The organism is Oceanobacillus senegalensis, assembly GCF_900176885.1.
In the GTDB taxonomy this organism is placed as follows: domain Bacteria; phylum Bacillota; class Bacilli; order Bacillales; family Amphibacillaceae; genus Oceanobacillus; species Oceanobacillus senegalensis.
Genome location: NZ_LT839648.1, coordinates 3,950,440 through 3,959,980 on the forward strand (window position 1 = coordinate 3,950,440; position 9,541 = coordinate 3,959,980).

Genomic DNA, 9,541 nt, shown 5'->3' on the forward strand with positions numbered 1-9,541 from the left:
GAAAGGGACCGCCGATAAATAAGTGGGAGTGCCGATAAATGAAAGGGACCGCCGATAAACAAGTGGGAGTGCCGATAAATGAAAGGGACCGCCGATAAACAAGTGGGAGTGCCGATAAATCAATGGGAACACCGATAAACAAGTAGGAGTGCCGATAAATGAATGGGACCGCCGATAAACAAGTAGGAGAGCCGATAAATGAATGGGACCGCCGATAAACAAGTGGGAGAGCCGATAAATGAATGGGACCGCCGATAAACAAGTGGGAGTGCCGATAAATCAATGGGACCGCCGATAAACAAGTAGGAGTGCCGATAAATCAGGAGGAAAGCTGATAAACGGAGTAAAAGTTAATAAATGAAAAGGAATAAATACAGGTTTCTCTAATTTTCAACAAAATTTTACAAAAATAAGAGGGATTTGATTGTATCATGTCGTATTAATTATTTATAAAAAGAAGGGAGTGTTTGATTTGAACATTATAAAACCACGGCACAAGAATCAAGAGGTTATGGCTTTAAGAGCATTGGATGCTAGAGTGCCAACGGGTCATCCAATGAAAGAGAAAGTGCAAACCGATTTGAAAATTAAGCTTGCCGAGGTAAGTGGGGAAAGAGAAGTCGATTATCCATTAGGGTTTTTAGATAAAAAGCAGTACTTAATCTTGCATAATTTAAGACTTCCCGACAATAATGGTCATTTCCAAATGGATACCGTATTACTTTCTCAAAACTTTATCCTTATTGTTGAAGTGAAGAACTGGCTGGGCACTGTTATTTTTGGAGAAAACGATCAAGTCACACGTATCTACGAAGGAAAAGAAAAGGGTTATCATCATCCGGTACCCCAAGCAAGAACGCAGGCATTTCGTTTATATCAATGGCTTCGCAAACAAGGTGTCCCCAATATCCCTATTGAAATTCTAGCAGTTATTAGCTTTCCAAGTACCATCATAAAACCCTCCTCACCACATGTGCATATTCCCAATGAAGTGATACATAATTCTAATCTTCTTTTTCGAATTCAGGAGTTGGAAAAGAAGTATGATAAGAAGGTTATATCAAAAAGACAGCAGGATGAGGTCGCTCATTTATTAAAAAATTCCGATCATCCACCTTCCAATAATATTCTAGACAAATATCACCTCCACCCCAATGACTTATTAAAAGGAGTTTTTTGCCCTGAATGTCGTTCCCTACCAATGATCCGTTGTAAAAGAAAATGGTATTGTACGCAATGTCATCATTATTCCATTGATGCGCACAGATTTACATTATTGGATTACCAGTTGCTGATTGGGTGCTGGATAACTAACCGTGCTGCCAGGGCATTTCTAAATATTTCCTCACCCTATATTATGAAACGGATACTCCAACAAGAATGTATAAGCCATATTGGAAAGGGAAAAGGCATGAGATATAAGCTAGGGTATAACATAATGGAATAGCCAATTGCTAGAAATACATCTGAAACAATATTTCATTAAAAAAATATCTCCGTTTGAAATTTAAACGGGACATTTTTTTATTCATGCTGAGTTGTTGAAGGGAGTTCTGATAAGAGGGGGAGCGCTGATAAACCGGGAGGAATGCTGATAAGCGATGAGGAGTGCCGATAAAACAAGGGGTAGCGCCGATTAATCAAAGGGAAAGCTGATAAACCAGGAGGATCGCCGATAAATGAAAGGGAAAGCCGATAAACAAGTGGGAGTACCGATAAATGAAAGGGAAAGCCGACATACCAGGAGGAACGCCGATAAACCAGGAAGAGGCGCCGATAAATGAAAGGGAAAGCCGATAAACAGGGAGGAGTGCCGATAAATGAAGGGAAAGCCGATAAACAAGGGGGAGTGCCGATAAAATAAGGGGAGCGCCGATAAATGAAAGGGAAAGCCGATAAACCAAGTGGAAAGCCGATAAACAATGAGCCCGCCTAATAAACCATAAGCATCACCAACCCAAAAAAACACCGCACTTCTTTGTGCGGTGTTTTTATCATGCATCTTAAAGGTCCCACCAATGGAAACCATCTTTTTCTAGAAGTTCGTCTGCTTCTTTGGGTCCCATGGATCCGGATTTGTAATTTGGGAAGTTTGGCTTGCTGTTTGACCATGCTTCTAAGATGGGATCAACGAATTCCCAAGATAGGGCTACTTCATCCCAGTGTGTGAAGTTCGTTGCATCGCCAATCGTGCAGTCATACAATAATTTTTCATATGCCTCTGGTGTATTAATTCCTGGCACTTCGTTTTGATTATAGGATAACTCAATTGGTTCAGCTAGGGAGCCAGCGCCTGATTTATTGGCGTTAATGACAAGCGTAATCCCAGCGTCAGGTTGAATATTGATAGATAGTAAATTCGGATGACGTTCATTATCTGATTTATAATACAGGTTCATTGGTAAATCTTTAAATTGAACGGTGATATTTACGGTTTTTTCAGCCAGTCGTTTACCTGTGCGAACATAAATTGGCACGCCTGCCCAACGGTAATTATCGATGGTAAGTTTTCCGGCAACATAGGTTTCCGTGCTGGATTCAGCTAATGCTTCGTCTTCCTCTCGGTAGCTTGGAACTGCTTCTCCGTTTATTTCACCGGAATCGTACTGGCCACGTACAAAGTAGTTATCGACTTTTTCTGGCCCGATTTTTCGAAGTGCACGTAACACTTTGATTTTTTCGGAGCGGATTTCATCGGTTGTTAGGTTGATAGGAGGCTCCATCAGAAGAAGTGCAACCATCTGTAAAATATGGTTTTGCAGCATATCACGAGCTGCCCCTGATTCATCATAATAGCGTGCACGTTCCTCTACACCAAGTAATTCGCTCGCTGTAATTTGGATATTTGATATAAATTGATTATTCCATAAGTGCTCGAAAATCCCATTGGCGAAGCGGATTACCTCGATGTTTTGTACCATTTCTTTTCCAAGATAGTGGTCGATACGGTAAATTTGATTTTCATCAAATGCCTGGCGAATCTCATTGTTTAACTCTTTCGCGGTTTCCAGGTTGACACCGAATGGTTTTTCAATAATGAGGCGTGTCCAACCACTCGTTTCTTTTAATCCGTATTCTTTTAATTTTTTCGCAATTAAACCAAAGAAGTTTGGCGCCATGGCTAAATAGAATAGGCGGTTGCCTTCTGTTTGGTATTCGCCTTCCAAATCTATGATTAATCGGTTTAAATCGTCATAGGAAGCATCGTTTGTTACATCAAAGGAGCGGTAATAAAAATGGGAAACAAAATCAGCCAAATTTTTATCCTCATCCGTTGATTTAGCATCCTTGATAGACTGTTCTACATTTTCACGTAAAATTTCATCTGTCCAAGGTCTGCGTGCTAATCCTACCACGGCAAAATTCTCGCTTAGTTTGCCTTTTTTATATAAATTATAGATGGAAGGGAACAATTTACGTTTTGCCAAATCTCCAGTTGCCCCAAATATTACGATGACCGATTTTGGTCGAATATTTTCATCCATTTGAATCCCCCCTCACGAATATATATAGTCTATATTAATGAAAACTGAATTTTATATCAAATATTGAAAGTTGGGAAAGAAATAAAAGTTTATTTTGAATATTTTATTAATTTGCTGACCGGATAAATAAAAAGGAAGGATAGGGGCTTAAGGATGGAAGCAGAGCGAAAAGGGTGAAGTAATTAAATCGAAAACCGATACCAGAAAAGAGAAATTTCTATAAGTCCATCTCCCTACATTCTACTTACCTCAAACCTTACTTCCTCACAATAACCTTCCTCACAATCTGGTTGATGACCTCTGAGAACATTAACCCAATCGCAATGCTACCTGCGAGCAGAATAACCTGAGTGGAAAGCTGAATCGCAAGGGAATAGTCTTTGATTACGAAATTACGCATCGCATTGTAGGCCACGCCACCGGGAACAAGTGGGATAATGCCAGAAACCGTATAAACGATAATCGGGGTTTTGTAAATTTTTGAGCTAAGAAAGCTTAATAACGACACGAGCATTGCCCCGAAAAGAGTCGCGGGAACCGTATCCATCCCTTGTTCTACTAATAGATAATATAAAATCCAACCAAACATGCCGACAAGCCCACTTTGAACCAGGGCTCTTAAAGGGACATTAAAAAGGACCCCAAATCCAGCCGATGCAATAAAGCTCGTGACAAGTTGTGATAAAATCACCATGTTTGATCCTCCTTACATAAACGCATAAATGACAGCAATTCCGGCCCCGATGGCAAATGCCGTTAACAGCGCTTCTACGCCTTTGGATAGACCAGCTATCAGATGTCCGGACATTAAATCGCGAACGGCATTCGTGATGAGAAGCCCCGGTACGAGTGGCATAACCCCACCGATAATAATCTTATCCAGGGATGCGCCGATTCCATTGCTTAGGAGAAGGAAGGAGGTGATGCCTGTTGCAAATGCGCCAAAAAACTCAGCTAAGAAGCGGATGTCTAGAAAACGCTCCAATCCAATCATTGCTGCAAAGCCGAGTCCACCAGCCACAAGCGCTGGAAGAAAATCCTCCCATGTCCCACCAAACATGATGGCAAAGCAACCACTGACAAAGGATGCGGCAATAATTTGTAGCCAGGAAGAATAGAGAATCTCATTTTCAACCTCTTTCAATTGGGCGTAAGCATTTTCTAAATTAAGCTCACCGGCTGTAACCTGACGGGAAACGCTATTCACGGCTGCAATTTTATGTAAATCTGCTGTCGATCGCTTCGTTATTCGTAAAAATTTTGTTTCAGACTCCATATTAATGGAAAAGTTGATGGCAGTAGGTGTAGCGTAGGCTTGGGCATTGGTTGCCCCATAAGCTGCGGCAATCCGCCCCATCGTATCCTCCACCCGATACGTCTCTGCACCACTCACGAGCATAATTTTCCCCGCTAGCATACATACTCTTTCAATCGAGGATTTTTCCATATAAATGAATCACCGCCTACCCATTTTAATTTCTTATATATTATAAAGGCTCGAAGCATGGAAGGAAAGTAAATGAAAAGAGCCTTCACTACAAGTAAAGCGAAGACTTCCGGAGCTTTCCCTATGGAACCATTAAGAATAATTGAATCATAGCAATGATAGGAATGGCTGTAGCAAGCACCATAGCCGTATATCCAAACGTGATTAATTTAAGTTTGAGATGGCTATCGACATCTAGACGCGTTTGCAAAAAGATATAAATAATGGCAAACACCATGAGCGCAATAATGATGGTCATGGGTACATATAATTCACTAATGGATGAAACAGATTGTAAATTGGCGAAACCTAAAACAATAAGAACGATAGGAATGGTCTCACTAATAGCCGCGCCAATGAAAAGATTGCGTTGATACTTCTCCAGATTTTCCGGATCATTTTTTATTCCATCCGCTGCCCGTTTAAAACTAAATAAAATACCAAGCACCGCGATAACCGCAGCTAACGTTGGTAAAAATATCATGACACCTCTCCTTTCTTGATTAACATACCATAGGAAGGGAGTAGAAGAAATAGGTATTTGGTAAAGGTTTTGTAAAAGCTCAGCGTAAAAAACACAATATTTTATAGAAATTATATCTTTTTTAAAATAATTTTATGAATATCGGATAAAACTAAGGGTACGTGATGCATCTAGATGATTATCGAATCTTTATCGTAGGTTAAGGGGAATCATTCCTGGTGGAGGATGAAAGACCCCCCGCAGATGGAAGATTCACTTTATTGGTATGACTAAAAAAGGGAATGGGACCCTACCTTCGATGTTTCGTCATTCCTGAAATTTGTCGAATGCGAGTTTTCGACGTATAGGAGAATGGTATGATTAATTATGTTGAACTTGTCATTGCTTTATGTATTGCTATCTTGGGGACGTTTTTATTAACGTATCCAGTAAAATGGTTTGCTATCAAAATAGACGCAGTGGATCGTCCTAACCAAAGGAAAATCCATAAAAAGGTCATGCCCAGGCTAGGTGGACTGGCCATATTTTTGGGTGCTTTCTTAGGTGTGCTTTATTTAAGGCCAGAACATGACTATCTTCCGGAAATATGGATAGGTGCCATTGTCATCCTGATTACAGGTGCCATTGATGATAAATACACGATATCACCTGTAGTAAAGCTGACAGGTCAGTTCGTTGCGACCTCATTCTTAGTGTCATCTGGTTTATTCATTGACCGGATTACCTTGCCTTTTTTCGGTGTGGTCGAGCTTGGTCTCTTAAGTGTGATTGTTACGGTTGTTTGGGTGATTGGAATAACGAATGCCATCAACCTAATTGATGGATTGGATGGTCTGGCATCTGGTGTGACGACTATTGCATTAATTAGTATATTTATTATGTCCATCATTGATATGCAATGGATTGTCACAGTACTTTGTATTGCCATGATTGGAGCGAATATTGGCTTTTTATTTCATAACTTTCACCCAGCCAAAATTTACATGGGGGACAGCGGTTCGAATTTTCTCGGATTTATGATAGCCGTTATATCCATGCTTGGTCTATTTAAAAATCTTACCTTTTTTAGCTTTATTGTTCCCATTATTGTTTTGGCCGTACCTATATTTGATACGCTTTTTGCCATTTATCGCCGGGCCATTAATAATGAAAGCATCATGCAGGCCGATAATAAGCATGTTCACTATCAATTGCTCAAAGCAGGCTTCTCCCATCGGAAAACCGTTCTTATCATTTATATGTTTAGTGCATTGTTTGGGATGCTGGCGATTTTATTTTCGAATGCCAGCATGTCGACATTGTTGATCGTCTTTGGTTTTGTTATCTTGCTTTTGCATTTATTTGCCGAAGTTTCTGGAACCGTGGGATCTGGAAGAAAGCCAATGATAAGTACGCTGGATAAAATTTTTAGAGGAAAGCGGAGGACACAGTAGCAATCGTTTCGAGTAGTTGGGCGCTCTTTACATTTAAATAGATTTTATGACGGTATCCATGTTGGTTGAACGATCATTGGGTCTTGTTCATTCCTCCTTTGTTTGGGGGGATGAATGGGCTCTTTTTATATTACTTTTATCGAGGAGCGCTGATGAAAGAGGGGAGTGCTGATAAAAGGGTAGGAAAGCTGATAAAAACGGGTGAGTGCCGATAAAACAAGATGAGCGCCGATAAATTGAAAGGAACGCTGATAAAACAGGAAGAGTGCCGATAAAAGGGTAGGAAAGCTGATAAAAAAGGGTGAGTGCCGATAAAAGGATGGGAAAGCCGATAAAAACGGGTGATCGCCGATAAAAGGGTAGGAAAGCTGATAAAAGAGGGTGAGTGCCGATAAAAGGATGGGAAAGCCGATAAAAATGTGGGAGCACCGATAAAAGGGTAGGATCGCCGATAAATGATAAGGAGTGCCGATAAAACAGGGTGATGGCCGATAAAGTAGGGGCCCCGCTGCTACCCCGATAAGAAACAAAGGGTACCCCCGTTAAGCAAAACAATAATAATGAAACAAACGTTTGATTTATTCTATCCTTATGAGCTATGCGACAGACCGCGCAGAAAAGAGCCCTCCCCTTACCAACCAAGCCGTCCATCTTTACAGACTTTTCAACTTCCCTTCACAGGAATTTAACAATAAATCGCTATACTGAAGTTAAATAAGCTTTCCAATGAGAGGAGACTTTTATGAAAATCCGAGGAATTGCGCATAGAGGTTATTCTGCAAAATATCCAGAAAATACGATATCCGCGTTTCAGGCTGCGATTGATTTAGGGTTTACCCACATGGAGCTTGATGTCCACTTAAGCAAAGATGGCATTCCTGTTGTCATGCATGATGCCTTGATTGATAGAATGACAAATGGAGTAGGGGAAATCCGTGATTTGACGTTAAAAGAGTTGAAACAGTTTGCCATCCATCCAAATGAAAAAATCCCGAGTTTAGAAGAAGTGTTACATATAGCGAAAGATACAATCATCGTTTCCATCGAATTAAAAAATACCGATTTATATGACAACCTGGAGGAAAAGGTGTATGAAGTGATTCAAAGAATGGATATGATGGATCAGGTTTACATTATCTCTTTCCATTTCAAGGCCTTGGCTAAACTAAGGAGCATGTCGTCTGAAGTAAAAATTGGACCATTAGTAAATAAGGTAAGGCGTTCCCATTTTCGTTTGCTAAAAGATCTCGACGCAAAGTATTTTGCGATTCGCCACACTGCGATCAAAGAAAAGCATGTTAAAAAATGCGAAGAACTCGGTGTCCAAGTTATTGCCTGGACGGTGAATGAAGTGGATCAAATGGAGCGGATGACGATGCAGTTTCCTTCTGTACTGATTACCACGGATGAATTGGAAAGGTTTCAAGCCAAAAAGTGTCTGATGGAAGATTCATTTGAGCAGGTTGGGATATAGATGGTTATCCGTTAAAAACGGAATGACTTGTGTTGGTATATTTCCCAACTTCATTTTATAGAATAAGATTATTAAATATGTTGCCCACCCCTAAAGAGTTTGCCACGAGCTCTTTAGGGTTTTTTATAAAATATGGTAACTTTTGAACTGCCCACATCGGAGATATGCACGCTAGTTTTATACAATCAAGCGCGTAAGAAGCGTCGCTATTAACCTAGTTTAACGCTTTTTAACAATTTGATTACTATGCGAGAATCTAATTGCTTTTTAAAAAATAATGGATTATAATTCATATGAGATAAAAGGATACGAGCCTTATTTTAAAAAAAGAGATGTAACATTTTGATTTTCATAACGTCTAAGATTAGTAGAAAGATAGGAAACGTGAATAATTTGTAGCTAAATAGGGGGATACAAATGGAATTCATCGTCGCATTGGTGATTACATTTATGGCAACATTGGTAATCACGCCTTTTGTGATAAAATTTGCTATTAAAGTGGGAGCAGTTGATAAACCAAATAATCGAAAAGTACATACCAAATTAATGCCTAGATTGGGCGGATTGGCCATTTATAGTGGATTTCTGATTGGAGTTCTTGCCTTTTTTCCAGATGTATTAAAATATTGGCCCGTTCTAGTCGGTGGTCTCATTATTGTGATAACTGGGATTATTGATGATATGAAAGAGCTTTCTGCTAAAATGAAGCTCGGGGGTCAACTATTAGCTGCATTGATTACAGTTCTTGGTGGAATAAAAATTGAATTCATTACACTACCAGCCGGTAATATTGTGGAATTTGGATATTTTGCCATACCACTAACGATTCTATGGATTGTTGCAATTACCAATGCTATTAATCTAATAGATGGTTTAGATGGCTTAGCTGCAGGTGTATCCTCCATTGTTTTGCTAACATTTTCGGGGCTAGCGATTTCGATGGGGAATCCAACAGTAGCTTTACTAGGCTTTATGATGCTAGGAAGTACACTAGGATTTCTAAAATATAATTTTAACCCTGCGAAAATTTTTATGGGTGACACAGGATCCTTATTTTTAGGATATATGATTAGTTCACTAGCAGTAATGGGGCTATTTAAAAATGTTGCGGTCTTCTCCTTGATTGTTCCGATTATTATTTTAGGAGTTCCGATCCTAGATACGACATTTGCAATCATT

The 9,541-nt window shown here is 39.8% G+C and carries 9 protein-coding genes; 4 read left to right on the forward strand and 5 right to left on the reverse strand.

Annotation, left to right across the window (positions count from 1 at the left end; genetic code table 11):
- Positions 1 to 472: 472 nt before the first annotated feature.
- The gene (locus CAO17_RS19090; protein ID WP_143833782.1) at positions 473 to 1,447 is read left to right on the forward strand and encodes a nuclease-related domain-containing protein; all 975 of its coding nucleotides are present in this window, start codon (positions 473 to 475) and stop codon (positions 1,445 to 1,447) included.
- 189 nt (positions 1,448 to 1,636) lie between these two features.
- Here the strand turns inward: CAO17_RS19090 and CAO17_RS20825 are convergent, their stop codons facing one another.
- From CAO17_RS20825 to CAO17_RS19110, 5 genes are all read right to left on the reverse strand, one after another.
- Complete coding sequence (locus CAO17_RS20825) at positions 1,637 to 2,002, reverse strand: hypothetical protein (RefSeq protein WP_143833783.1); 366 nt, start codon at positions 2,000 to 2,002, stop codon at positions 1,637 to 1,639.
- 1 nt (position 2,003) lies between these two features.
- The gene (gene zwf / locus CAO17_RS19095) at positions 2,004 to 3,485 is read right to left on the reverse strand and encodes a glucose-6-phosphate dehydrogenase (RefSeq protein WP_085994082.1); all 1,482 of its coding nucleotides are present in this window, start codon (positions 3,483 to 3,485) and stop codon (positions 2,004 to 2,006) included.
- A 256-nt stretch (positions 3,486 to 3,741) separates the two neighbouring features.
- On the reverse strand, positions 3,742 to 4,179 hold the full coding sequence (locus tag CAO17_RS19100; protein ID WP_085994083.1) for a threonine/serine exporter family protein: 438 nt from the start codon (positions 4,177 to 4,179) through the stop codon (positions 3,742 to 3,744).
- A 12-nt stretch (positions 4,180 to 4,191) separates the two neighbouring features.
- Positions 4,192 to 4,932 (reverse strand): threonine/serine exporter family protein, encoded by a 741-nt coding sequence (locus CAO17_RS19105; protein WP_085994084.1) that lies wholly within the window; start codon positions 4,930 to 4,932, stop codon positions 4,192 to 4,194.
- A gap of 121 nt (positions 4,933 to 5,053) precedes the next feature.
- Entirely contained in the window at positions 5,054 to 5,455 is a 402-nt protein-coding gene (locus CAO17_RS19110) for a hypothetical protein (protein ID WP_085994085.1), read from the reverse strand.
- A 356-nt stretch (positions 5,456 to 5,811) separates the two neighbouring features.
- On the opposite strand from CAO17_RS19110, the gene CAO17_RS19115 reads away from it, so the two are divergent.
- The 3 genes from CAO17_RS19115 to CAO17_RS19125 form a co-directional block, all read left to right on the forward strand.
- The gene (locus tag CAO17_RS19115) at positions 5,812 to 6,888 is read left to right on the forward strand and encodes a glycosyltransferase family 4 protein (RefSeq protein ID WP_085994086.1); all 1,077 of its coding nucleotides are present in this window, start codon (positions 5,812 to 5,814) and stop codon (positions 6,886 to 6,888) included.
- Between the two features lie 742 nt (positions 6,889 to 7,630).
- Entirely contained in the window at positions 7,631 to 8,362 is a 732-nt protein-coding gene (locus CAO17_RS19120) for a glycerophosphodiester phosphodiesterase (RefSeq protein WP_085994087.1), read from the forward strand.
- Positions 8,363 to 8,779: 417 nt separating this feature from the next.
- On the forward strand, positions 8,780 to 9,541 hold a 762-nt coding region (locus tag CAO17_RS19125), incomplete at its 3' end, for a glycosyltransferase family 4 protein (RefSeq protein ID WP_085994088.1).